This window comes from Kineococcus aurantiacus, from assembly GCF_013409345.1.
GTDB lineage: Bacteria > Actinomycetota > Actinomycetes > Actinomycetales > Kineococcaceae > Kineococcus > Kineococcus aurantiacus.
The window spans coordinates 2,910,439-2,932,915 of sequence record NZ_JACCBB010000001.1 but is presented as its reverse complement, the minus strand read 5'-3'; the positions used below and the strand labels follow the sequence as shown (position 1 = coordinate 2,932,915).

Below are 22,477 nucleotides of genomic sequence, written 5' to 3'. Positions count from 1 at the left end.
GTCCGCGTGCGGGATGATCGCGCCGTGCCCCGCACGATCCCGTACGCGCTGACCGTCCGCCGCCGGGCCCGCACGGGCTGGCAGCGCTGGCAGGGCTCGTGGTGGCAGATCGCGCAGTGCGGGGTGGGGGCGGGTCTGGCGTGGATGCTGGCGCAGGCGCTGTGGGACCAGCCGTACCCGGTCTTCGCGTGCGTGGCGGTCGTGGTGTGCCTGGGGGTGCAGAACAACCAGCGGCTGCGGCGGGTCGGTGAGCTCGGCGTCGGCGTCACCATCGGGGTGCTGCTGGGGACGCTCGTCGTGCACGCCGTGGGGCGCGGCCCGCTGCAGATCACCGCGATCGTGGCCGCGTCCATGTTCGTGGCCCGCTTCCTGGACTCGGGGATCCTCCTGGTCAACCAGGCGGCCCTGCAGGCGGCGTTCATCGTCGCCTACCCGCCCACGCCGGGGGGCGGGGGCGGCGCGCGCTGGCTGGACGCCATGACGGGCGTGGTGGTGGCGCTGGCGGTGGCGGCGCTGCTGCCGCCGGACCCGCGGCGCGACGTGCGGGGGCGGGCCCGGGCGTACGCGGGGCAGCTCGCGGACCTGCTGGAGGACGGCGCGGACGCCCTGCGGACGCGGGACGCGGCGAAGGCCGAGGACGTGCTGAACCGGGCCCGGGGCACCCAGGCGGAGCTGGAGGGCTGGTCGCAGTCGGTCAACGCCGGGCAGGAGGTCCACCGGCTGTCGCCGCTGCGGCGCAGCGGGCGCGGGGAGATCCTGCAGCAGAAGAAGCTGCAGGCCGGGATGGACCGGGCCACGCGCAACCTGCGGGTGGCGCTGCGCCGGGTGAGCACGGCCCTGAAGTACGACGAGCCGATGCCGGACTCCCTGGCCGGGGCCATGGAGGGCCTGGCGGCGGCGGTCCGCGCGGTGGGCGAGCCGGCCTACCCGGGCGAGTCGGTGCCGCCGTCGGTGGCGGGGCTGCAGGAGCTGGCGGTGACGCTGGGCCCGCGGACGCTGGGGGCCGAGTCGCTGTCGGCGACGGTGGTGGTGGCGCAGCTGCGCTCGAGCGTCGTGGACCTGCTGCAGGCGCAGGGGATGGGCGCCGCGGAGGCGCACCGCCTGCTGCCGGGGTGATCGCGCGGATCCGCGATGATGTCCCCCGTGAACGCTCCTGCCACCGCTCCCGCCGCGATCGAGTCCGCGAACCCCGCCGAGGCCGGCGGTCCCGTCACCTCCTACGCCCGCGCCGTGGGCGCCCTCGTGCTGGGCCTGGGGGTCCTGGGCCTGGTGCCCGGCGTCGTGACGCACTACTCCGAGCTGGGTCTCTACAGCTCCGGCGCGAACCTGTTCGGGCTGTTCCGCACGTCGGTCGTCAGCGCGTCGCTGCAGGTCCTGTTCGGCCTGACGGTCCTGTCGGTGTCCGGGTCGGTCCGCCAGGCCCACAAGGCCGTGGTCTTCACCGCCCTGGCCTACCTCCTGGCCGGCCTGTCGGGGGCGGGGCTGGTGGTCAACGCCACGCGCAGCGACCTCGTGGTGAACGTCGCCAGCAACTGGCTGCACCTGGCGCTGTTCGCCGTGGTCCTCGGCGGGGCCGTGCGGGCGCGCAGGAAGCACGTCGCGCAGCTGGGCGTGTTCTGATCACCCGCTGACGCCCGGGGCCCGCCGCGCCAGCGGCAGGTCGTAGTAGTCCTCGGTCTGGACGCGGGTGAAGCCGACGGACGTGTACAGGCCCAGGGCGCGGTCGTTGCCGACGGCGACCTCCAGCCGGACGGTCCGCGCGCCGTCGGCGAAGAACTCCCGGCAGACCCGGCGCAGGACGTCCCGGCCGATCCCCCGGCCCTGGTGCCGGGGGTCGACGGCGAACCCGTAGACCCCGCCGGTGTCCGCTTCCCGTTGCAGCCGGACGGTCCCCACCGGTTCCCCGGCGTGCTCGACGACGAGCGTGCGGCCGGTGGCGAACCCGGCCTCCAGGTGCGTGGGCGCCTGGCCGAAGGCGTCGGTGAGCAGGCGGGTCAGGACGGCCAGGTCGTCGGTGGTGGCCGCCCGCAGCGTCGTCCGCGGGTCCGGCGCGCCGGGCTCGGGCGGGGCGTCCAGGCGCAGGGCGTGCTCGGAGTGCTCCAGCGGCGCCCCGCGCCGCTGCGCCAGGTGGTGACCGGCGGCCGAGGACCGCGGCACGATGAGCAGCGCCTGACCGAAGCCGCGCTCGCGGCAGACGTCCACGGCGGCCGCGAGCAGGGCCGAGCCGATCCCCCGGCCGCGGGCGACCGGGTCGACCGCGCCGACGAGCTCGGCGACGCGCCCGTTCCAGGAGTCGATCCCGACGAACCCCAGGACCCGGCCGTCGACCCGCCACAGCAGGTCGTTCACGGCCTCCCCGGACCGGTTCCGCAGGTCCCCCCACTCGATCTTCAGCCGTCCCCCGTCGTGGGCGACGACGCGGCGCTCGAGGTCGGCGACGGCGCGCAGGTCGTCCTCGGACAGGCGGGTCCTGAGTTCCAGCACCGGGCCAGTCGACCGGCCGGCCCGGTGTAGGTCAACCGGTTTCCCGCGCCGCGGGGCCCGGGCGCGCCGTCAGGCGGTGCGCCGACGGCGGTAGGCGGCGGTCTTGTGCCGGTTGCCGCAGATCTCCATCGAGCACCAGCGGCCGGCGCCGCTGCGGGAGGTGTCGTGGAAGGCCCAGCGGCACTCCGGTGCGGCGCACAGCTTCAGCCGAGCCCAGCGGCCGGTGGCCGCGGCGGTGGCGACCGTCTCCAGGAGGACGTCGAGGCCCGGCACCCCGGTGTCGGCGCGCAGGCGCAGGCCGGAGCCGGGGCCGGGGGCCAGGTGGACGGGGAAGCCGGCCAGCGCACCGCCGCGGGGGCCGGGGTCGGGGTCGAGGAGGGCGGCCCGCAGCGCCGTCCGCAGCCGCAGCGCGGTCTCGAGGTCGGCGGGGTGCAGGACCGCGCCGGCGGTGGCCAGGTCGTGGGCGCGCAGCCAGGAGGTGAGGGCCTCGACGGAGGTGAGGTCGTCGACGGCGGTGTGCTCCTGCCCGTGCCGGGTGAACGTGCGCTCGTCGAGGGTGTTGAGGAACCGCGCCACGAGGTCGAGGTCGTCCACCGTCCGGTCCACGACACCAGCTTAGCCCGACGGCGGTGTTGACAGCCCCTACGACACCGGTTCTACGCTTCAACGGTGTCGAACTGCTCCCCGACGACGACCAGGACCAGGACCGCCACCGGGCCCCGTGGCCCGCTGCCCCCCACCCGGGAAGGGAGATCCGCGTGAGAGCGAACGCCTTCGAGCGCACCGACCAGGCCGTCCTGGACGACCTGCACGAGCGGCTGGCCCGCCACCGCCGCGTGGCGGTCGCCGCCTCCGTCCCCGGCCGCGACCCGCTCGACCTGGGTCTGCCCCCGGACCTGCTGGACGCGCTCCTGGAGCACTGGCGCGACCGCTTCGACTGGCGGGCCCAGGAGGACCGCATCGAGGCCCTCGGGTGGTTCGGGACCGAGCGCACCGACGTGCCCGTGCGGGCCGTGGTCGCCCCGGCGCGCGCCGGCGCCCCCGGCGGCGCGGACGCCCCCGTCGTCCTGCTGCTGCACGGGTGGCCCGACTCGGTCCTGCGCTTCGAGCGGCTCCTGCCGCGGCTGGGGGACGTGACCGTCGTCGTCCCGGCGCTGCCGGGGTTCCCGTTCGCCGCCCCCGTCCCGGGCGGCGGCCTGGCCGCGTCGGCCGCCGCGGAGGCCGTCGCCGCGGCCATGACCGAGTTCGGGTTCGACCGGTACGTCGTCTCGGCCGGGGACGTCGGGTGCGACGTCGCCGAGGCCCTCGCCGCCCGCCACCCCGACGCCGTCTCCGCGCTGCACCTCACCGACGTCTCGCAGCACCACTTCCTGCGGGACCTGCCCGCCGACCTGGACGCCGAGGAGCGGGCCTACGTCGAGCGCGGGCACCGGTGGCAGCGCACCGAGGGCGGGTACATGCACGAGCAGTCGACCCGGCCGGGCACCCTCGCCGTCGCCCTCGGCGACTCCCCCGCCGGGCTCGCGGCGTGGATCGGGGAGAAGCTGCTGCGCTGGACCGACGGCGACGGCTCCCTCACCGACGTCTTCAGCCTCGACGAGGCGCTGACGTGGATCACCGCGTACTGGGTCAGCGGCGCGATCGGCACCTCCTTCACCCCCTACGCGGCCGAGGACCCGAAGCGGTGGCCGCGCCTGGAGGTGCCCACCGTGTTCACGCTGTTCCCCCGGGACCTCGTCAACGCCCCGCGCCGGTTCGCCGAGCGCTTCTTCGACGTGGTCGCCTGGCGCGAGCACGACCGCGGCGGCCACTTCGCGGCCTGGGAACGGCCGGAGGACCACCTGTGGGGGGTGCGCACCGCCCTGGACGTGCGGCGGCGGTGACGGGGACGGCCGTCCGCGCCTCAGCGCGTGGGGACCCGCGGTCCCGGCTCGGCGCCGGGACCGAGGGCGGCCAGCAGGTCCCCGTCGCGGGCGTGGCGGTCGGCGACCTCCGCCAGCGTCAGCTGCCGCAACGACCCCGGGTCCTCCAGCTCGGCCCACGTCCGCGGCGCGGCGGCGCAGGGGCGGTGCCGCCCGCGCGGGGAGTACGGGGCGACGGTCGTCCTCCCCGCGTCGTTCTGGCTCCAGTCCAGCAGCACCCTCCCGCCGCGCCGGGTCTTCGTCACCCGGCTGACGACCAGGTCGGGGCGGTCCCGCTCCAGGCCCTCGGCGAGGCGGCGCGCGTAGGAGCGCAGCACGTCGGCGCCCTGGGCCCCCGAGACCGGTGCGTACAGCTGCAGTCCCTTCGACCCCGACGTCACGGGGTGGCACCGCAGCCCGTCGGCCTCCAGGCGCTCCCGGGCGGCGCGGGCCACCTCCGCGCACTCGGCCAGCCCCGCCCCCTGCCCGGGGTCCAGGTCGACGACGAGCCGGTCGGGGTGGCGCACGCCGCCGCGGGGCCCGACGCGCCACTGCGGCACGTGCAGCTCCAGGGCGGCCAGGTCCGCCAGCCACACCAGGCCGGCGAGGTCGTCGACGAGCGGGTAGCGGACCGTCCCGCGGCCCCTCGTGCTGCCGAGGGACTCCAGCTCCACGGTCCGCAGCCAGTCCGGCGCGCCGCGCGGGACGCCCTTCTCGAAGAACGACCCGCCGGTGACGCCGTCGGGCCAGCGCCGGCGGGTCAGCGGCCGCCCGCGCACCTGGGCCAGCAGGGCGGGCGCCACGGCCGTCACGTAGGCGACGACCTCGGCCTTCGTGGTGCCCGTGGCGGGGTACAGGACCTTCTCCAGCCGCCGCAGGCGCAGGTGGCGGCCCTCGACGTCGACGACGACGTCGTCCTCGCCGGCGCCCACCTCACTCCTCCCGCACGTCCGAGGGCGCCAGGTCGGCGCGGACCCCGCGCAGGGCGGGCTGCCGCAGCCGGCCGGCGGGCGTGCGGCCGAGGTGGCGGACCTCGACGACGGCCACGGGGGCGGTGAACGTCGCGCCCGCCGCGTCGGGGTGGGGGACGTCGACGACGGGCGCGGGCAGGTCGTGGCCCGCGAGCGCGGCGCGCAGCTCGTCCTCCATCGCCGCGTCGAGCCCACTGCCGGCCCGCCCCGCGTACCGCAGCTCCCCGCCGGGCCCGGGGACGGCCAGCAGCAGGGCGCCCATGCGGGCGGGGTCGCCCTCGACGGACCGCCAGCCGACGACGAGGCACGCCTGGTGGTCGCGGTGGGCGTGCTTGACCCAGTCGGCGCTGCGGCGGCCGGGCCGGTAGAGGGAGGTCCGGCGCTTGGCGACGACGCCTTCGAGCCCCTGCTCGCGGGTGGCGGCCAGCAGCGCGGCGGCGTCGGCGTAGACGGGTGAGACCTGCCAGGCCGTGCCGGCCGGCTGCAGCCGGTCGAGGGACTCGCGGCGCTCCTGCCAGGGCCGGTCGAGCAGGCCGACGCCGTACAGCCGCAGCACGTCGAAGGTCACGAGGGTGACGGGGGTGCGCTCGGCGGCGCGGGCCGCGGCGCGGGGGTCGGTGACGTGCACCCGGTCGGCGAGCGCGGAGAAGGACGGCTGGCCGTCGCGCAGGGCGACGACCTCGCCGTCGAGGAGGACGTCGGCGTGGGTCCCGGCGAGCGCGGCGAGGTCGGGGAAGGTGCTGGAGACGTCGCGGCCGGTGCGCGAGCGCAGGACGACGCGGCCCTCGCGGACGTCGGCCAGGACCCGCACGCCGTCCCACTTCACCTCGTAGGCCCACTGGTCGCCGTCGGTGGGGACCCCGCAGGCGGGGCCGCGCCCCGCTGCGGGGGTCGCCAGCATGGGGAGCACGTCCTCACTCTGCTGCGGCGGGCGGGCCCCGGCCACCGGGGTCGTGGCTACCACCGCCTCCTATTGGTTAGCCTGTCCTCACATCGACGAGGGGTGGGGCATGAGCACGGACACCGGAACGGCCGCGCGGGGGACCCGGACGCGACCGCGACAGGCCGCGTACGGCCTGTTCGAGGTGCAGGTGGCGGCCGTCCAGCGCCTCGGGGCGAGCTTCGTGCGCCTCACCTTCACCTCCCCCGAGCTGGCCGGGTTCGGCGCCGGCGGGTACGACCAGCGGATCAAGCTGCTGCTGCTCAAGGAGCCGTTCGCCGCCCACGACGTGCCCGGGGACGACTGGTACACGTGGTGGCGCGAGCTGCCCGAGGACGTCCGCCCGACGATGCGGACCTACACGGTGCGCGCGTTCCGGCCCGCGACGGCGCACGCCCAGGCCGAGCTGGACGTCGACTTCGTCCTGCACGGCGTGCAGGACGGGCAGGGCGGTCACGCCGGGCCGGCGTCGCGGTGGGCGGCCGAGGCCGTCGTGGGCGACGCGCTCGTGCTGGTCGGCCCGACGGCCCCGGGCGGCGGGCGCGCGTGGGGCGTGGAGTGGGCGCCGCCGGCGGAGGCCCGCACGCTGCTGCTGGCCGGCGACGAGACCGCCGTCCCGGCCGTCTCGGCGATCCTGGAGCAGCTGCCGGCCGGGGTGAAGGCGACGGCGCTGCTGGAGGTCCCCTCCGCCGGTGACCTCACCGGCCTGCTCTCGGAGGCGGACCTGACCGTGGAGTGGCTGCCGCGCAACGGTTCGCACGCACCGGGGGAACTGCTGCAGCGGCGCGTGCACGAGGTCGCGTCGGCCCTGGTGGACGAGGTGTCCGCGCAGGCCGCCCCGGGCACCGAGCTGGAGGACGTCGACCTGGACGCCGGGATCCTCTGGGAGGTCCCCGAGCACGCCGTGGCCAGCGGCCCGCAGGCGCTGTACGCGTGGCTGGCCGGGGAGTGCGGTGTCGTCAAGGCGCTGCGGCGCCACCTCGTGCGCGAGGTCGGCGTCCCGCGCACGTCGGTGGCGTTCATGGGGTACTGGCGCGAAGGGCGCGCCGAGGGTGAGTGAGGTGGAGCAGGTCGTGCGCAACCCGTTCAAGCGCCAGGCCCCGGCCCCGCGCCGGCAGCGTCTGGGGGTCGTCCAGCGCACCGAGCGGATCGCCCCGCACATGGTGCGCGTGGTGTTCGGCGGCCCCGACCTCGCCGACTTCGGCGTCGAGCACGCCGACTCGTACGTGAAGCTGGTCTTCCCCGTCGAGGGCGTGCGGTACGACGAGCCGTTCGACGTGGCCGCGATCCGGGAGACGCGACCGCGGGCCGAGTGGCCCGTGCAGCGCACCTACACGGTCCGTTCCGTGGCCGGCGGCGAGGTGACGGTCGACTTCGTCGTGCACGGCGACGAGGGTCTGGCGGGGCCGTGGGCGGCCGCCGCGCGCCCCGGCGACGAGCTGTGGATCGTGGGCCCCGGCGGCGCCTACACCCCCGGCGACCACGCCCCCTGGCACCTGCTCGTCGGGGACGCCAGCGCGCTGCCGGCGATCTCGGCGTCGCTGGAACGGGTCCCGGCCGGTTCGGTGGCCGTCGCCGTCGTGGAGGTGCTCTCGGCCGCCGAGGAGCTGGAGCTGACCTGCCCGGCGGACCTGCGGCTGCACTGGGTCCACCGCGGCGCACCCGACCCCGAGGCGCTGCTGGGGTTCCTGCGCTCCCTGGACCTGCCGCCGGGGGCGCCGCAGGCCTTCGTGCACGGCGAGGCCGACACCGTGCGCGCCGTGCGCCGCTGGGCCCGCACCGAGCTGGGCGTCACGCGGGAACTGCTGTCCGCGTCGGGGTACTGGCGCCGCGGTCGCACCGAGGAGGGCTGGCGCTCGGAGAAGCGGGAGTGGAACGCGGCCACCGAGACCGACGACGCGGCCGCCGGCGTCTGAGCGCTACCGCACGACGGTGAGGTCGAGGAACTCCTCGACCCCCAGCCGGGCCAGGGCGAACCGCACGAACGGCGGCATCCCCGCGCGGGTGGGGTCGTGGACCAGCCGGGGGTCGGTGAGTTCCAGCGTCCGTCCCCGGAACCGCAGCGTGCACCCGCCGGCGGCCAGGACGTTGCGCACCCAGTCCGTGCCGGGCCCGTAGGTCAGGGCCAGCCGGATCCGGCCCGCACCGCCGGACTCGACCTCGAACACGTTCACCGGGATCGTGAACTCCCGCCCGGACCGCCGGCCCCGGTGGGTGAGCAGCCCAAGGGACCGGGTGCGCGGCGCGACCCTGCGCACCACGCGGTTCAGGACGGCGCGGTTGGCGCGGGCCACCGCCATCGGGATCGGCACCGCGAACCCCTCCTCACCTCACGCGGGTGCCGGCGGCGCGAGCAGCGCGTCGCACACCTCGACCAGCGCGGCCCGCAGCGGGTCCGCGCGCTCGGCGAACTCCCGCTGCGCGCGGGCGTACTCCGCCTTCCCCTCCGGGGTCTCGATCGCGACCGCCCGGTGCCCCAGCGACGACACGTCGTACGGCGAGGCGCGCATGTCCAGGACGCGGACGTCGCGGGCGAGCTCGAAGCAGTCGAGCAGCAGCTCCCCCGGCACGGCGGGCGACAGCTTCATCGCCCACTTGTAGAGGTCCATCGTCGCGTGCAGGCACCCGGGCTGCTCCTGCGCGGCCTGCTCCGCGCGCGTGGGCTGCAGCGCGTTGAGCGGGACCGCGGTGGGGGTGAAGAACCGGAACGCGTCGTGGTGGCTGCAGCGGATGCGGTGCGACTCCACGACCTCGTCGGTGCCGGCGTGGCCCAGCCGCAGCGGCAGCCCGGCGTGCCGGACCTGCTCGGGGCGCGTGCGGTGGACCATCGCCCACTCGTGCAGGCCGAAGCAGGCCAGCTGCGGGGCCCGGCCGCGCGTGGCGGCCAGGACGTCGCGGGCCCAGCGGACCGTGGTGGCCCGCCGCCGGCCCAGGGTCTCGCCGTCGACCTGCGCGCCGGCGCCGACGGCGCGGTAGTGGGGCCAGTCCCGGCGCTCACCGGCGTCCTTCAGCACGACGCCCACCCCGGGGTGCCAGCGGGCCAGCTTCCCCGGCGACCAGGAGTAGTAGGTGTAGAGGAAGTCCTCCACCGGGTGCGTCTGCCCCCGCGCCCGGCGCGCGGCCGCCTCCCCCGTCAGCGCGTGGGCCCGTGCGGCGTGCTCGCGCTCGCGCTCGCGCCAGCGGTGGGCGGGCAGGACGGTCGCGGCGCGATCCCGCGCGGGGGCCCGGACCGGACCGTACGGTGGGGACGGGAGCTGCGGGAGGGGTGGGTCATGCCGCGCGCGATCTGGAAGGGCGCAGTGTCCTTCGGCCTGGTCAACGTGCCCGTGCGGGTCCACGCCGCCACCGGTGAGCACGACATCCGTTTCCACCAGGTCCACCGTACCGACGGCGGGCGCGTCCGGTTGCGCCGGACCTGCTCGGTGTGCGGCGAGGAGATCGCCTACGAGGACGTCGCCAAGGGGTACGAGAGCCCCGACGGCCGGCTCGTCGTCCTCACCGACGACGACCTCGACGGGCTGCCGGTGGCCAGCGGCCACGAGATCGACGTCGTGCGGTTCGTGCCCGCCGACCAGGTCGACCCGATCACGCTGTCCCGGCCGTACTACCTGGAACCGGAGGGCCGGGCCGCGAAGCCGTACGCGCTGCTGCGCGAGGCCCTCGTCGCGACCGACCGGGTCGCGGTCGTGAAGGTCGCGCTGCGCCAGCGCGAGTCGATGGCCGTCCTGCGGGTGCGGGGCAGGGCGATCGTGCTGCAGACGGTGCTGTGGCCCGACGAGGTCCGCGCCCCCGAGTTCGAGGTCCTGGAGGACGACGTCGACCTGCGCCCGCAGGAGCTGACGGCGGCGGCCTCGCTCGTGGAGTCGCTGGCGGGCGACTTCCGGCCCGAGGAGTTCGAGGACGAGTACGAGGTCGCGGTGCGCGAGCTCGTCGAGGCCCGCCTGGAGGACGCCGGCGCCGCTCCCACCCCGGCCCCGGGCGACGCCCCGGGCGGTGCGGGCGACGAGGAGGTGGTCGACCTGCTGACCGCGCTGCAGCGCTCGATCGAGCGGGCCCGCGGGGGTGCGGGGGCGGCGACGGAGCGGACGGGGACCGCGCAGGCGACGACGGGGAAGAAGACGGCGGGGACGGCGGGGAAGAAGACGGCCAAGAAGGCCACCGCGAAGACCACCGCCCGCAAGAGCGCCTGACCCCCGCGCGTCCCCCGGCCCGGCCACGGGCGACACTCGCTCGGAACCACCCGGCCGCCCCCCGCGCGCACACCCGCCGCGCGGCGCCGGAACACGGAAGGACCGCCCCGCGCACCGCATGAGCGCACCGACCCCCGAACCGCCCGCCGTGCGGCGCAACCTGGTCCTGGCCGCGCTGCTGGCCGCGACGTTCATGGCCACCGTCGACGCCTCCATCGTCAACGTCGCCCTGCCGACCCTGGCCCGCGAGCTGCACGCCCCGGCCTCGGACACCGTCTGGGTGACCACGGCGTTCCTGCTCGCCGCGGCCTGCTGCATCCCGGCGACCGCGGCCCTGGGCGACCGGGTCGGGCGGCGGCGGCTGTTCCTGCTCGGCGTCCCGCTGTTCACGCTGGCCTCCCTGGCCTGCGCCGCCGCCCCCGACCTGGGGCTGCTGGTGGCGGCCCGCGTCGTCCAGGGGGTCGCGTCCGCCCTCGTGCTGGCCGTCCCCATCCCCGTCTACCGGCACGTCGTCCCGTCCGAGCGGCTCGGCAGCGTGCTGGGCCTGAACGCCATGACGGTCGCGCTCGGCACGTCGGCGGGGCCGACGCTGGGCGGGGCGCTGCTGACGGTGGCGCCCTGGCCGTGGCTGTTCCTCGTCAACCTGCCGATCGGCCTGGTCGCGACCGTCCTGGGCTGGCGGTACCTGCCGGGGGTGCCGCCGCGGCCGGGCGGGTTCGACGCGGCCGGGTCGGTGTGGATCGCGGCGGCCATCGCCTGCTTCCTGCTGGGTGTGCGGGGCCTGGGCGACACCTCGACACTGCCGGTCTCGGGGGCGCTGCTGGTCCTGACGGCCGTGCTGGTGGTGCTGTTCGTCCGGCGCGAGGCCCGCACCCCGCACCCGGTGGTCCCGCTGGGCCTGTTCCGCCGGCCCTTCACCCTGGCCGTGCTGACGGCGTCGTGCTCGTTCTTCGGCCAGGGCACGGCGTTCGTCGCGCTGCCGTTCCTGTTCCAGGAGTCCTTCGGGGACAGCGCGTTGCGGTCGGCGCTGCTCTTCACGCCGTGGCCGCTGGTGATCGTCGTGCTCGCGCCGCTGTCGGGGCGGGCGGCGGACCGGGTGGACCCGACGCTGCTGGCCCTGGGCGGGCTCACCGTCCTGGCGGGGGGCCTGGTGTCGCTGGCGCTGCTGCCCCCCGACGCCCCGACGCTGGACGTCCTGCTGCGCACGGCGCTGTGCGGGGCCGGTTTCGCGGTGTTCCAGTCCCCGAACAACCGGCAGATGATGTCGGCCGCCCCGCTGGTCCACGCCGGGGCGGCCGCGGGGGTCCTGAACCTCAACCGGACGGTGTCGCAGTCGGTGGGCTCGGGCGCGGTGAGCGTGGTGTTCGTGGCCACCGGGGTCGGCGCCGGCGGCGGTCACGGCGGGGCGGTGACGGTGGTGCTGGCGCTGGGCGCGGCCGTCACCGCGGTGGGTGCGGGGCTGGCCGCGGTGCGCCTGCGCGGGTCGTGAGCCGGGGCGGGTGCGACCATGACGGCGACGGAGCCGGGCACGGGACCGGTCCGGGGAGACGGAGGAGCGCGGCGATGGCCGAGGTGACGAGGGTCGTGGCGTGCCCGCTGGCGCAGCTGCCGCCGGGTGAGGTGCTCCGCCTCGACCGGGCGGAGCTGCGCGCACCGGTGTCGGTCTTCAACGTCGACGGGGAGCTGTACGCGATCGACGACACCTGCACCCACGCCGACGAGTCCCTGTCCGAGGGCTGGGTCGAGGACTGCGCCGTGGAGTGCCCGCGGCACGCCTCGGCGTTCGACCTGCGCACCGGGCAGCCGTCGAGCCCCCCGGCGATCACGCCCGTGCGCACGCACCTGGTCGAGGTCGTCGACGGGGACGTGGTGGTCGAGGTGGGGACGCCCCGCCCGCGCTGACGGCCGCTCAGGCCCCGCCGCGCGGCGCGTACACGATCACGCCGACCCCGGCGAGGCACACGAGGGCCCCGGCGACGTCCCAGCGGTCGGGCCGGTAGCCGTCGACGAGGACGCCCCAGGTCAGGGACCCCGCGACGAACACCCCGCCGTAGGCGGCGAGGGTGCGGCCGAACCCGGCCTCCGGCTGCAGGGTCGCCACGACCCCGTACAGGCCCAGGGCGACGACCCCGGCCCCGACCCAGGCCCAGCCGCGGTGCTCGCGCAGGCCCTGCCACACGAGCCAGGCCCCGCCGATCTCGCACAGGGCCGCGAGGGCGAACAGCAGGACCGAGCGCGCGGTCACCGGCCCGGTCCCGGCACGGCGCGGTCCCAGGCGCGGGCCCGCAGCAGCCGCAGGCCGTTGAGCGCGACCAGGACCGTCGAGCCCTCGTGCCCGGCCACGGCCAGCGGCAGCGGCAGCTCCCCCACGAGGTCCCACGTGACGAGCACGACGATGAACGCGGCCGCGACGACCAGGTTCGCCACGACGACCCGGTGGGCGCGGCGGGACAGCGCCACGAGCCGGGGGACGGCGTCGACCTCGTCGCGCACGAGGACGACGTCGGCGGCGTCCAGGGCCAGGTCGGACCCGCGCCGGCCCATGGCGACGCCCGTGGCGGCGGTGGCGAGCGCGGGGGCGTCGTTGACGCCGTCCCCGACGAGCAGGACCCGTTCGCCGGCGTCCTGGAGCCCGGTGACGACGCGCACCTTGTCCTCGGGCAGCACCCGGGCGTGCACGACGCCGGTGCCGGTGCGGGCGGCGACGTGGGCGGCGGCCGCGTCGTCGTCGCCCGTCAGCAGGTGCACGGGGCGGCCGGTCAGCGCGGCGCAGGCGGCGACGGCGGCGGGTGCGGCGGGGCGCAGGCGGTCGACGAGGGTGATCGTCCCGATGCGGTGGCCGTCGAGGTGGACGCCCACGACGGTGCCGACCCCGGCGTCCCCGTCCCCGCCGGTGCCCCCACCGGTGCCCTCGCCGGCGCCGGCCCGGTCGGCGCGCTCGACGCGGACCTCGTGGCCCTCGACCCGGGCCACGACCCCGCGCCCGGGCAGCGCCCGGAAGTCCTGGGCGGCGGGGACGTCGAGGCCGCGCTCGCGGGTGGCGCGCAGGACCGCGCGGCCCAGGACGTGCTCGCTGGACTGCTCGGCGGCCGCGGCGGCGCGCAGCACCCGGTCCTCGGTGAACGCGCCGTGCCCGCGGACGGCGGTGACCTCGGGGGCGCCCTCGGTGAGGGTCCCGGTCTTGTCGAAGGCGACGACGGTCGTGCGCCCGGCGGCCTCCAGGACGGTCGCCGACTTCACCAGGACGCCGTGCCGGCCGGCGTTGGCCGTGGCCGACAGCAGGGGCGGCATGGTGGCCAGGACGACGGCGCACGGCGAGGCGACGATCATGAAGGTGATGGCCCGCAGCAGGGCCGACTCGAAGGTGGCGCCCAGCAGCACCGGGACGGCGAGCAGGAGCAGGGTCGCCGCGACGACGCCGAGGGAGTAGCGCTGCTCGACGCGCTCGACGAACAGCTGCGTGCGGGCCTTGGTGGCCGAGGCCTGCTCCACCATCGCCACGACGCGGGCGATGACGGACTCGCCGGCCTCCCGCTCGACGCGGACCCGCAGGGCCCCGGTGCCGTTGAGGGTGCCGGACAGGACGGTGTCGCCGGGACCGCGGGGGACGGGCACGGACTCGCCGGTGACGGCCTGCTGGTCGACCTCGGACAGGCCCTCGACGACGGTGCCGTCGGCGCCGACGCGTTCACCGGGGCGGACCAGCACGAGGTCGCCGACGGCCAGGTCGGCGACGTCGACGGGTTCCTCCGCGCCCGCCGCGTCGAGCCGGGTGGCCCGTTCGGGGGTCAGGCCGAGCAGGGAGCCGACGGAGTCGGCCGTGCGCTGGGTGATGACGGCCTCGACGGCGCCGGAGGTGGCGAAGATCACGATGAGCAGGGCGCCGTCGAGGACCTGGCCGATCGCGGCGGCGGCGACGGCGGCGAGGACCATGAGCAGGTCGACGTCGAACGTCTTCTCCCGCAGCGCCCGCAGCCCGGCCCAGCCGGGCTCCCAGCCGCCGGCGGCGTAGCAGGCGAGGTAGGCCGCCCAGGACGCCCCGCTGGGGGCGCCGGCCAGCTGCAGCGCGCCGCCGAGCAGGAACAGGGCGAGGGCGAGCCCGGCCCAGCGGACCTCGGGGAGCCGGGCACCGGTGCGCAGGACCGAGGGCGGGCGGGGCAGTTCGCGCCCGGCGGGCGCGGCGTCGCGGGCGGCGTCGCGGGCGGCGTCGGGGGCGAGGGTCACCGGGGGCACCCCACGCCGGCGCGCTCGTGGGCCGTGCGCGGTTCGAGGGACCGCTCGGCGTGGCGGACGGCTTCGGCGACGAGCGTGCGGGCGTGCTCGTCGACGAGGCGGTAGAAGACGCGGTTGCCGTCCTGCCGGGTGGTCACGACCCGGCCCCAGCGCAGCTTGGCCAGGTGCTGGGACACCGCGGTGGGGCTCTTGCCGACGAGCTCGGCGAGGTGGTTGACGGACAGCTCGGTCCCGCGCAGGGCCAGCACGAGGCGGATGCGGGTGGGGTCGGACAGCAGCGAGAACACCTCGGCGGCCACCTCGACGTACTGGCTGTCCACGCCGAGCGTGCACCTCGAATCTTCGTCCATGCGCAGATGCTTTGACACGGTGGCGCGGCCCGTCAAACCCGGCCGCGGGGCCCGGCGGCCCGCCCGCGACCGCGGGTGCACAGGAGAAGCACACCCTGGTGAGCACATTGTTCGCCGGTCCGCGCCCCCGATGCGCCAAGATGTCGTCCGTGCGCCGTCTCGACTCCATCGATGCCCGGATCCTCCTCGCGCTCGACGAGGACCCGCGGGCCACCGTCCTGGGCCTGTCGCGCGAGCTGGGCCTGGCCCGCGGCACGGTGCAGGCCCACCTGGAACGGCTCGAGTCCGACGGCGTCCTGCACCGGTTCTCGCGGCGGCTCGCGCCGGCCGCGCTGGGCTTCTCCGTCTCGGCGTTCGTGATGATCGAGATCCACCAGGGTCAGCAGGACGACACCCTGCGGCGGCTGCGCGAGACCCCCGAGGTGCTGGAGGTCCACGGCATCACCGGCGACGGCGACCTCATGTGCCGCGTCGTGGCCCGCGACGCCGACGACCTGTACCGGGTCGGGCAGGAGCTGCTGTCGATCCCCGGCGTCGTGCGCACGCGCACCTCCCTGGCCATGCGCGAGCTGGTCCCCTACCGGGTCGACCCGCTGCTGAGCGACCTCGCCGACTGACCCCCGGCCCCCGCACGGCTCCCGCGTGCCCTCCGCGTGGCACGGAGCGCCCCGCGCCGTGCGGCAGAATCGGGCACGTGTTGCGCTGGCTGACCTCTGGTGAATCGCACGGCCCCGCCCTGGCGGGGATCCTCGAAGGCCTGCCCGCGGGCGTGGAGGTCGACAGCGCGCAGATCCGCCGGGCCCTGGCCCGCCGGCGGCTGGGCCACGGCCGCGGCGCCCGGATGAACTTCGAGCAGGACGAGCTGGAGGTCATCGGCGGCATCCGCCACGGCCTGACCCAGGGCGGCCCGATCGCGCTGCGCATCGGCAACACCGAGTGGCCCCGCTGGTCGGAGGTCATGGCCGCCGACCCCGCCGACGCCGACGGCCGCCGCTACGACGAGCCCGGCCGCATCCCCGCCCGCGGCCGCTCCGCCCCGCTGACCCGCCCGCGCCCCGGCCACGCCGACCTGACGGGCATGCAGAAGTACGGCTTCGCCGACGCCCGGCCCGTCCTCGAACGCGCCTCGGCGCGCGAGACCGCCACCCGCGTCGCGCTCGGCGAGGTCGCCCGCGCCTTCCTGGCCCAGACCGTCGGCGCCGAGGTCGTCTCCCACGTCGTCTCCATCGGGACCCAGGCCGTCGCCGAGGGCACCGTCCCGGCCCGCGGGTCGCTCGCCGCGATCGACGCCGACCCGGTCCGCTGCGCCGACCCCGAGGCCAGCGCCCGGATGGTCGCCGAGATCGACCAGGCCCACAGCGAGGGCGACACCCTCGGCGGTGTCGTCGAGGTCGTCGTGCACGACCTGCCGCCGGGCCTGGGCTCCTACGTCCACTGGGACCGCAAGCTCGACGCGCGCCTGGCCGCCGCCCTCATGGGCGTGCAGGCCATCAAGGGCGTCGAGGTCGGCGACGGCTTCGAGACCGCCCGCCGCCGCGGGTCGGCGGCCCACGACGAGATCGAGCGCGTCGAGGACGGCACGGGCGGTTTCACCGTCCGCCGCCGCACCGACCGCGCCGGCGGCCTCGAGGGCGGGATGACCAACGGCGAGGTCCTGCGGGTCCGCGCCGCCATGAAGCCCATCTCCACCGTCCCCCGCGCCCTGGACACCGTCGACACCGCCTCCGGCGGGGCGGCGCAGGCCATCGCGCAGCGCTCGGACGTGTGCGCGGTGCCCGCCGCCGGGGTCGTCGCCGAGGCGATGGTCGCCCTCGTGCTGGCCGACGCGGTCGTGGAGAAGTTCGGCGGCGACAACGTCGAGCAGGTCCGCGCCAACGTGCGCAGCTACCTCGACGGCCTCACCGTCAAGGTCGCCCCCACCGCCTGACCGGCCCCTCACCCGCTCCGACCACCCCGGGCGCCGCCCGCCGGGCGGTCCCCGGTGTTCACGTCGTGGACACCGCGGGGACGTCCCGGCCCGGTAGACGGGTGCCTCCCCACCCAGGAGGCACCTGTGAAGCACCCCCGCCGCAGCGCCCTGCTCGGCCTGCTCCTCGTCCCCGCGACCGGTCTGGCCCTGGTCCCGCCGGCCTCCGCGTCCCCCGGCCCGTGGCCCGGCCCGTTCCCCGGACCCTTCTCCGGCCCGGGCCGGTTCGTCGAGGAGGCGCCCTTCGCCGTCAGCGGTGAGGTCGCCGAGATCCTCGCCGCCACCCCCGACGGCCGCACCGTCGTCTACACCGACTCCGGCGCCGGGGAGGTCGGGTTCGTCGACGTCTCCCGGCCGCGGGCCCTGCGCGAGCTGGGGACCGTGCAGCTGGAGGGCGAACCCACCTCGGTCGCCGTCACCCCCGACGGCGCGTACGCGCTGGCCGTCGTCGACACCACCGACGGCGACTTCGCGCACCCCTCGGGGTACCTCGCCGTCCTGTCCGTCGCCGGCCGCGGCGTCGTCCGCACCCTCGACCTCGGCGGCCAGCCCGACTCGATCTCCATCGCCCCCGACGGTTCGGTCGCGGGCGTCGCGCTGGAGGACCAGCGCGACGAGGAGCTCGTCGTCGACGGCGTCGAGGGCGGCCTGCCGCAGCTGCCCGCCGGTTCCCTCGCCGCCGTGGACCTGTCCGGCGGCCCCGCCGACTGGTCGGTCTCCACGGTGGACCTCACCGGCCTGCCCGGTGCGCGGTTCCCCGAGGACCCCGAACCGGAGTTCGTCGACGTGAACGCCGACGGGACCGCCGCCGTCACGCTGCAGGAGAACAACGCCGTCGCGCTCGTCGACCTGCACCGCGGCACCGTCGTGGGCTCCTTCTCCGCCGGGACCGTCCACCGCACCGACGCCGACCTGACCGACGACGGCGTCGCCTCCTTCACCGAGGACCTCACCGCCCCCCGCGAACCCGACGGCGTCCAGTGGACCGCCGGCGGGAACCTCGTCACGGCGAACGAGGGCGACCTGGCCGCCGAACCCTCCGGCGGCCGCGGCTGGACGGTGTTCTCCCCCACCGGCGGGGTCCTGTGGGACGCCGGCGCCTCCGCCGAGCAGGCGCTCGCCGACGCCGGCCGCTACCCCGACGGCCGCAGCGACGACAAGGGCGCCGAGTTCGAGGGGGCCGAGGTCGCGGCGTTCGGCGGCCTGTCCCTGGGCCGGCACCGGTTCCGCGAACCCACCCCGTACGCGTTCATCGGCTCCGAGCGCGGCGACGCCGTCCTGGTGTACGACCTGACCGACGAGCTCGCCCCGCGGCTCACGCAGGTCCTGCCGACCGGCGAGGCCCCGGAGGGCGTGCTGGCCCTGCCGCAGTCGGACCTGCTCCTGACGAGCGACGAGGACGCCGGCACCCTCAGCGTCTTCCGGTTCACGCGGGGTCGCTGACCCTCCGGGGGCGGCGGCGGGGCAGCAGGAGGCGCCGCCCGATGTCCGACAGCATCCGCCGCAGCTCCTCGTCGGGGACGTCCCGGCAGGTCGGGTCGCCGATGGGCCCGACCAGCCCGGACAGGAAGAGCACCACGGCGACCCGGCGCTCGGCGTCCGCCCCGGGCCCGGCGAGGAGCTGCTGCATCCGGTCACCGAGCTCGGCCATCCGGGGGTAGGCCGCGTGCAGGTGCGCGATGACCGGGTCCACGGCCGCGACGACGTACAACCGGCGCGCGTCGACGACGACGTCGACGAGGCCGTCGACGAGCGTCTCGACGCGGGCCCGGTGCCCCCGGCGCGCCTCGGCGGACTCCAGCACCGCGAAGACCCGGTCGATGAACGGGGCGACGACGCCGACGACCAGCTCGTCCTTGGTCCGGTAGTGGTAGTAGACCGCGGCCTTGGTGACGCCGACCGCGTCGGCGATCATCTGCAGCGACGTCCCGCTGACCCCGTGCTCGGCGAACAGCCGGACCGCCGCCTCGTGCAGCCGCTGCCGTCCCGGACCCGCCGGTCGCGTCTCGCCGACCGTCGTCGTCACTGGTCCTCCCCGCTCCTGGCCTGGGGGGACTCTAACCCGCGCCCCCGGGTGCGCCCGCGCCCGCGCCCACGCCCGCGCCTACGACTCCCGACGGATCCGCGACCCTCGGAGAACTAGCCGATCGGCTAGTGCTCAGCCGTTGGCAGGGTGCCGGGCGCGGGGTACCGTCGATGAGCCGATCAGCTGGTTCGGCGCGCGTCGCCACCGGTGCCGACGAACCCCGGTCCGCCCCCACCGCGAAGGAGCCCGCCCCGATGGCCACCCTGCTCTACCGACTCGGCAGGTTCAGCGCCCGCCGCCACTGGCAGGTCCTGGCCGTCTGGGCCGTCCTCCTCGCCGCCCTCGCCGGCCTCGCCTTCGGCCTCAAGCAGACCGCCGCGCAGGACACCAGCTTCTCCATCCCCGGCACCCAGGCCAGCGACGGCCTGGACCTGCTGGAGCAGAAGTTCTCCAGCGGCGCCGGCAACGCCACCGCCACCGTCGTCTTCCAGGCCCCCGCCGGCCAGACGCTCACCGGGACCAACGCCACCGTCGTGCAGGACCTGCTCGCCGACGTGCGCGGGCTCGACGGCGTCGCCTCGGTCAGCGACCCGCTGTCCGTGCAGGCGCCGGTGCTCTCGCGCGACCAGCGCATCGCGGCCGCGACCGTCACCTTCGACGGCACCGTCGGTGACGTGACGCCCGAGCAGGTCGAGGCCCTGGAGGCGGCCACCGACCACGACGCCGGCGACGTCCGCGTCGAGGTGACCTCCCAGGTCCAGACCACCGAGGCCGGCCACGCCAGCGAGGCCATCGGCGTCGCCGTCGCCTTCCTCGTCCTCGTCCTCACCTACGGCGCGCTCGCGGCCGCGGGCGCGAACCTGCTGACCGCCGGGCTCGGCGTCGGCGCCGGGTACCTGGGGATCATGGCGCTGGGCAAGGTCGTCTCGCTGTCCACGACGACCCCCGCCCTGGCGGGCATGCTCGGCCTGGCGGTCGGCATCGACTACGCGCTGTTCGTCTTCGCCCGCACCCGGACCGAGCTGCGCCGCGGGGAGGGGCTGGACCAGGCCATCGCCAAGGCCACCGGCACCGCGGGCACCGCCGTCGTCTTCGCGGGCACCACCGTCGTCATCGCCCTCGTCGGGCTGTCGGTGGTGGACATCCCCTTCCTGACCCAGATGGGCCTGGCCGCGGCCGCCACCGTCGCCGTCGCCGTCGTCGTCGCCCTCACCGCCGTCCCCGCGTTCCTGAAGGTCCTGGGCCTGAAGGTGCTGCCCCGCAAGGAACGCCACCGCGACCCCGCGGGCCTGCGGGCCATCGCCGACAGCGACGACCACGCGACCGCCGACCTCGCCGGCCGGGGCCCGCTGGGCCGCTGGGCGCGCGGGGTGACCAAGCACCCCGTCGTCGCGCTGCTCGTCGCCGTCGTGGCCGTGGGGGCCATCGCCATCCCCGTCGCCTCGATGCGCACGGCCCTGCCCTCGGCCGAGAACGCCGACCCGGCGACCTCCCAGCGCCAGGCCTACGACCTGCTCGTCGAGGGTTTCGGGCCGGGGTCGCAGTCGACCCTCGTGGTCCTGGTCGACGGGCCCGAGGCGGCCGCCGTCGCCGCCGAGGTCGGCCCGCGCATCCAGGCCCTGCCCGACGTCGTGGCCGTGACGCCGGCGGTCCCCTCCCCCGACGGCACGGCGCAGCTCATCACCGTCGTCCCCGGGTCCGGCCCCACCGACGAGCGGACCTCGGACCTGGTGCGCGCCATCCGCTCCGCGACCGGCGGCACCACCGGCGCCGACGTCCTCGTCACGGGCCAGACGGCCCTGGACATCGACGTCACCGACGCCCTGAACGACGCCCTGCCGGTCTACATCGCCATCATCGTCGTGCTGGCGCTGCTGCTGCTCATCATGCTGTTCCGCTCCCTGGCGGTCCCGCTGCTGGCCACCGTCGGCTTCCTGCTGTCCCTGGGCGCCTCGCTCGGGTCGGTCGTGGCGATCTACCAGTGGGGGTGGCTGTCCGACGTCTTCCAGGTCGCCCAGCCCGGCCCGCTGCTGAGCTTCATGCCGGTCCTCGTCGTCGGGATCCTGTTCGGCCTGGCGATGGACTACCAGATGTTCCTCGTCTCGGCGATCCACGAGCAGCACGCCCACGGCCGCCGTCCCGTCGACGCCGTGCTCGCCGGGTTCCGCCGCTCCGCACCCGTCGTCGTGGCCGCCGCGCTCATCATGTCCGGCGTCTTCGTCGGGTTCGCCACGAGCGGTGACCAGGTCATCGGCTCCATCGGCATGGCCCTGACCGTCGGGGTCCTGGCCGACGCGCTCGTGGTGCGGATGGTCATCATGCCCGCCGCGCTCACCCTGCTGGGGGACGCGGCCTGGTGGCTGCCGCGGTGGGCGCAGCGCCTCGTCCCGAACGTCGACGCCGAGGGCCGCGGGCTCACCGAGCTCCTCGCCCAGGAGGCCGACGCCCCGGCCGGGCTGCCCGCGCAGCGCGCCGGGCACCAGCCCGAACGCCGCCACCCCGAGCAGGCCGGGCAGGCCGGGCCCGCCGCCGAGCACCACGGCGTCGGTGCCGAGCAGCGCGTCGAGCGGCTCCTGCAGGACCTCCCGCTCGGCCTCGTCGGGGTCGTCACCGACACCGCCGGGAACCCGCTGACCGGGGCGGCCCTCACCGTCACCGACCCCACCGGCCGGCAGGTCGCCCGGACGCGCTCGGACGACGTCGGGTTCTACTCCCTGCCCCTGCAGGCGGGCGGGACGTACGTGCTCATCGTCGCGGCGTCCGACGCCCGGCCCGTCGCGCACCTCGTGCCCGTCTCCGACCGCACCGTCCGGCACGACGTGCGGCTGCTGGGCAGCGCCGCGCTGCACGGGCGGCTGCACGACGGGCACGGGCCCGTCGCCGGGGCCGTCCTGACGCTGCTCGACGTGCAGGGCTCGGTCGTGGCCTCCACCCGCAGCGGCGACGACGGCACCTACCGCTTCGGCGACCTCGTCGCCGGGAACTACGTGCTGAGCGTGCTGTCGCAGACGTTCCGGCCCGTCGCGCAGAACCTCGAGGTCGGGCACGGGCACGACGTCGAGCTCGACGTGGCCCTCAGCCACGGCGGCCGCCTCGTCGGCACCGTCGAGGCCGCCGGCGACGGCCGCCCCGTCCAGGAGGCGTCCGTGACCCTCGTCGACGACGGCGGCGCGGTCGTCGACTCCGCCGTCACCGGCGACGACGGCGCGTTCGCGTTCGACGACCTGTCCACCGGCCGGTACACGGTGACGGCCGCGGGGTACTCGCCGGTCGCCACGGGCGTGGACGTCCCCGAGGCCGGGCACCGCGACGTCGAGGTCCGCCTCGGCGGGGAGCGGGCCGTGCGGCACGACCCGGACGGGGAACCCTCGCGGTCCTGAGCCGCGCGCCGCGGACCCGGGGCCCGCACGGTCCGC

The 22,477-nt window shown here is 76.5% G+C and carries 22 protein-coding genes; 12 read left to right on the top strand and 10 right to left on the bottom strand.

All coding sequences use genetic code 11. From position 1 onward, the window contains the following. The first annotated feature begins 24 nt into the window (after positions 1–24). Together BJ968_RS14170 and BJ968_RS14165 are read left to right on the top strand one after the other, a co-directional pair. The gene (locus tag BJ968_RS14170) at positions 25–1,116 is read left to right on the top strand and encodes an FUSC family protein (protein WP_179752879.1); all 1,092 of its coding nucleotides are present in this window, start codon (positions 25–27) and stop codon (positions 1,114–1,116) included. A 27-nt stretch (positions 1,117–1,143) separates the two neighbouring features. After that, positions 1,144–1,620: a DUF4383 domain-containing protein gene (locus BJ968_RS14165; RefSeq protein WP_425491500.1), complete on the top strand. Its 477-nt coding sequence runs from the start codon at positions 1,144–1,146 to the stop codon at positions 1,618–1,620. Here BJ968_RS14165 and BJ968_RS14160 read toward each other — a convergent pair whose 3' ends face one another. Together BJ968_RS14160 and BJ968_RS26700 are read right to left on the bottom strand one after the other, a co-directional pair. Continuing rightward, positions 1,621–2,484, bottom strand: coding sequence for a GNAT family N-acetyltransferase (locus tag BJ968_RS14160; RefSeq protein ID WP_179752875.1), 864 nt, complete (start codon positions 2,482–2,484; stop codon positions 1,621–1,623). 69 nt (positions 2,485–2,553) lie between these two features. Next, on the bottom strand, positions 2,554–3,090 hold the full coding sequence (locus tag BJ968_RS26700) for a CGNR zinc finger domain-containing protein (RefSeq protein ID WP_343078028.1): 537 nt from the start codon (positions 3,088–3,090) through the stop codon (positions 2,554–2,556). Between the two features lie 152 nt (positions 3,091–3,242). Between BJ968_RS26700 and BJ968_RS14150 the strand changes: the two genes are divergently transcribed. After that, positions 3,243–4,367 (top strand): alpha/beta fold hydrolase, encoded by a 1,125-nt coding sequence (locus BJ968_RS14150; RefSeq protein WP_179752873.1) that lies wholly within the window; start codon positions 3,243–3,245, stop codon positions 4,365–4,367. A gap of 20 nt (positions 4,368–4,387) precedes the next feature. Here the strand turns inward: BJ968_RS14150 and ligD (BJ968_RS14145) are convergent, their stop codons facing one another. Further along, entirely contained in the window at positions 4,388–5,317 is a 930-nt protein-coding gene (gene ligD, locus BJ968_RS14145) for a non-homologous end-joining DNA ligase (RefSeq protein WP_179752870.1), read from the bottom strand. Position 5,318: 1 nt separating this feature from the next. Continuing rightward, complete coding sequence (gene ligD, locus BJ968_RS14140; protein ID WP_179756717.1) at positions 5,319–6,257, bottom strand: non-homologous end-joining DNA ligase; 939 nt, start codon at positions 6,255–6,257, stop codon at positions 5,319–5,321. A 109-nt stretch (positions 6,258–6,366) separates the two neighbouring features. On the opposite strand from ligD (BJ968_RS14140), the gene BJ968_RS14135 reads away from it, so the two are divergent. Beyond that, complete coding sequence (locus tag BJ968_RS14135) at positions 6,367–7,356, top strand: siderophore-interacting protein (protein WP_179752868.1); 990 nt, start codon at positions 6,367–6,369, stop codon at positions 7,354–7,356. Position 7,357: 1 nt separating this feature from the next. After that, positions 7,358–8,212, top strand: a complete 855-nt coding sequence (locus tag BJ968_RS14130; protein WP_343078027.1) for a siderophore-interacting protein — start codon at positions 7,358–7,360, stop codon at positions 8,210–8,212. A gap of 3 nt (positions 8,213–8,215) precedes the next feature. On the opposite strand, the gene BJ968_RS14125 is transcribed toward BJ968_RS14130, so the two are convergent. Both BJ968_RS14125 and BJ968_RS14120 read right to left on the bottom strand, forming a co-directional pair. Beyond that, on the bottom strand, positions 8,216–8,608 hold the full coding sequence (locus BJ968_RS14125) for a PNPOx family protein (RefSeq protein ID WP_179752866.1): 393 nt from the start codon (positions 8,606–8,608) through the stop codon (positions 8,216–8,218). 18 nt (positions 8,609–8,626) lie between these two features. Further along, on the bottom strand, positions 8,627–9,385 hold the full coding sequence (locus tag BJ968_RS14120) for a 3-methyladenine DNA glycosylase (protein WP_343078026.1): 759 nt from the start codon (positions 9,383–9,385) through the stop codon (positions 8,627–8,629). A 183-nt stretch (positions 9,386–9,568) separates the two neighbouring features. On the opposite strand from BJ968_RS14120, the gene ku reads away from it, so the two are divergent. From ku to BJ968_RS14105, 3 genes are all read left to right on the top strand, one after another. Further along, positions 9,569–10,486 (top strand): non-homologous end joining protein Ku, encoded by a 918-nt coding sequence (gene ku, locus BJ968_RS14115; RefSeq protein ID WP_179752862.1) that lies wholly within the window; start codon positions 9,569–9,571, stop codon positions 10,484–10,486. 118 nt (positions 10,487–10,604) lie between these two features. Beyond that, a complete protein-coding gene (locus tag BJ968_RS14110) occupies positions 10,605–11,975 on the top strand; it encodes an MFS transporter (RefSeq protein ID WP_179752852.1) in 1,371 nt (456 codons plus the stop codon). Positions 11,976–12,049: 74 nt separating this feature from the next. After that, positions 12,050–12,388, top strand: coding sequence for a bifunctional 3-phenylpropionate/cinnamic acid dioxygenase ferredoxin subunit (locus BJ968_RS14105; protein WP_179752850.1), 339 nt, complete (start codon positions 12,050–12,052; stop codon positions 12,386–12,388). A gap of 7 nt (positions 12,389–12,395) precedes the next feature. Here the strand turns inward: BJ968_RS14105 and BJ968_RS14100 are convergent, their stop codons facing one another. Genes BJ968_RS14100 through BJ968_RS14090 form a run of 3 tightly spaced genes read right to left on the bottom strand, consistent with a single transcriptional unit; the run spans position 12,396 to position 15,069 of the window. Further along, on the bottom strand, positions 12,396–12,731 hold the full coding sequence (locus BJ968_RS14100; protein WP_179752848.1) for a YnfA family protein: 336 nt from the start codon (positions 12,729–12,731) through the stop codon (positions 12,396–12,398). Further along, complete coding sequence (locus BJ968_RS14095) at positions 12,728–14,710, bottom strand: heavy metal translocating P-type ATPase (protein WP_425491499.1); 1,983 nt, start codon at positions 14,708–14,710, stop codon at positions 12,728–12,730. The genes BJ968_RS14100 and BJ968_RS14095 overlap by 4 nt, the downstream gene beginning before the upstream one ends. Continuing rightward, positions 14,707–15,069 (bottom strand): ArsR/SmtB family transcription factor, encoded by a 363-nt coding sequence (locus BJ968_RS14090; protein ID WP_179752846.1) that lies wholly within the window; start codon positions 15,067–15,069, stop codon positions 14,707–14,709. Before BJ968_RS14090 ends, BJ968_RS14095 begins: the two co-directional genes overlap by 4 nt. 140 nt (positions 15,070–15,209) lie before the next feature. Between BJ968_RS14090 and BJ968_RS14085 the strand changes: the two genes are divergently transcribed. The 3 genes from BJ968_RS14085 (at position 15,210) to BJ968_RS14075 (ending at position 18,478) form a co-directional block, all read left to right on the top strand. After that, positions 15,210–15,686: an Lrp/AsnC family transcriptional regulator gene (locus BJ968_RS14085; RefSeq protein WP_179752844.1), complete on the top strand. Its 477-nt coding sequence runs from the start codon at positions 15,210–15,212 to the stop codon at positions 15,684–15,686. Positions 15,687–15,763: 77 nt separating this feature from the next. Next, positions 15,764–16,996 carry a chorismate synthase gene (gene aroC / locus BJ968_RS14080; RefSeq protein WP_343078024.1) on the top strand — a complete coding sequence of 411 codons (1,233 nt, stop codon included), beginning with the start codon at positions 15,764–15,766 and terminating at the stop codon, positions 16,994–16,996. A gap of 126 nt (positions 16,997–17,122) precedes the next feature. Then, the gene (locus tag BJ968_RS14075; protein WP_179752842.1) at positions 17,123–18,478 is read left to right on the top strand and encodes a hypothetical protein; all 1,356 of its coding nucleotides are present in this window, start codon (positions 17,123–17,125) and stop codon (positions 18,476–18,478) included. On the opposite strand, the gene BJ968_RS14070 is transcribed toward BJ968_RS14075, so the two are convergent. Further along, on the bottom strand, positions 18,462–19,061 hold the full coding sequence (locus BJ968_RS14070) for a TetR family transcriptional regulator (RefSeq protein WP_179752840.1): 600 nt from the start codon (positions 19,059–19,061) through the stop codon (positions 18,462–18,464). The genes BJ968_RS14075 and BJ968_RS14070 overlap by 17 nt on opposite strands. Before the next feature lie 254 nt (positions 19,062–19,315). Between BJ968_RS14070 and BJ968_RS14065 the strand changes: the two genes are divergently transcribed. Further along, complete coding sequence (locus BJ968_RS14065) at positions 19,316–22,441, top strand: MMPL family transporter (protein ID WP_179752838.1); 3,126 nt, start codon at positions 19,316–19,318, stop codon at positions 22,439–22,441. Positions 22,442–22,477: the final 36 nt, after the last annotated feature.

Bases quoted from the DNA above. Each gene is read 5' to 3' on its own strand.
- ligD (WP_179756717.1), bottom strand. From the start codon at position 6,257: ATGCTGGCGACCCCCGCAGCGGGGCGCGGCCCCGCCTGCGGGGTCCCC.
- BJ968_RS14135 (WP_179752868.1), top strand. From the start codon at position 6,367: ATGAGCACGGACACCGGAACGGCCGCGCGGGGGACCCGGACGCGACCG.
- ku (WP_179752862.1), top strand. From the start codon at position 9,569: ATGCCGCGCGCGATCTGGAAGGGCGCAGTGTCCTTCGGCCTGGTCAAC.
- BJ968_RS14110 (WP_179752852.1), top strand. From the start codon at position 10,605: ATGAGCGCACCGACCCCCGAACCGCCCGCCGTGCGGCGCAACCTGGTC.
- BJ968_RS14105 (WP_179752850.1), top strand. From the start codon at position 12,050: ATGGCCGAGGTGACGAGGGTCGTGGCGTGCCCGCTGGCGCAGCTGCCG.
- BJ968_RS14090 (WP_179752846.1), bottom strand. From the start codon at position 15,069: ATGGACGAAGATTCGAGGTGCACGCTCGGCGTGGACAGCCAGTACGTC.
- BJ968_RS14085 (WP_179752844.1), top strand. From the start codon at position 15,210: ATGTCGTCCGTGCGCCGTCTCGACTCCATCGATGCCCGGATCCTCCTC.
- BJ968_RS14065 (WP_179752838.1), top strand. From the start codon at position 19,316: ATGGCCACCCTGCTCTACCGACTCGGCAGGTTCAGCGCCCGCCGCCAC.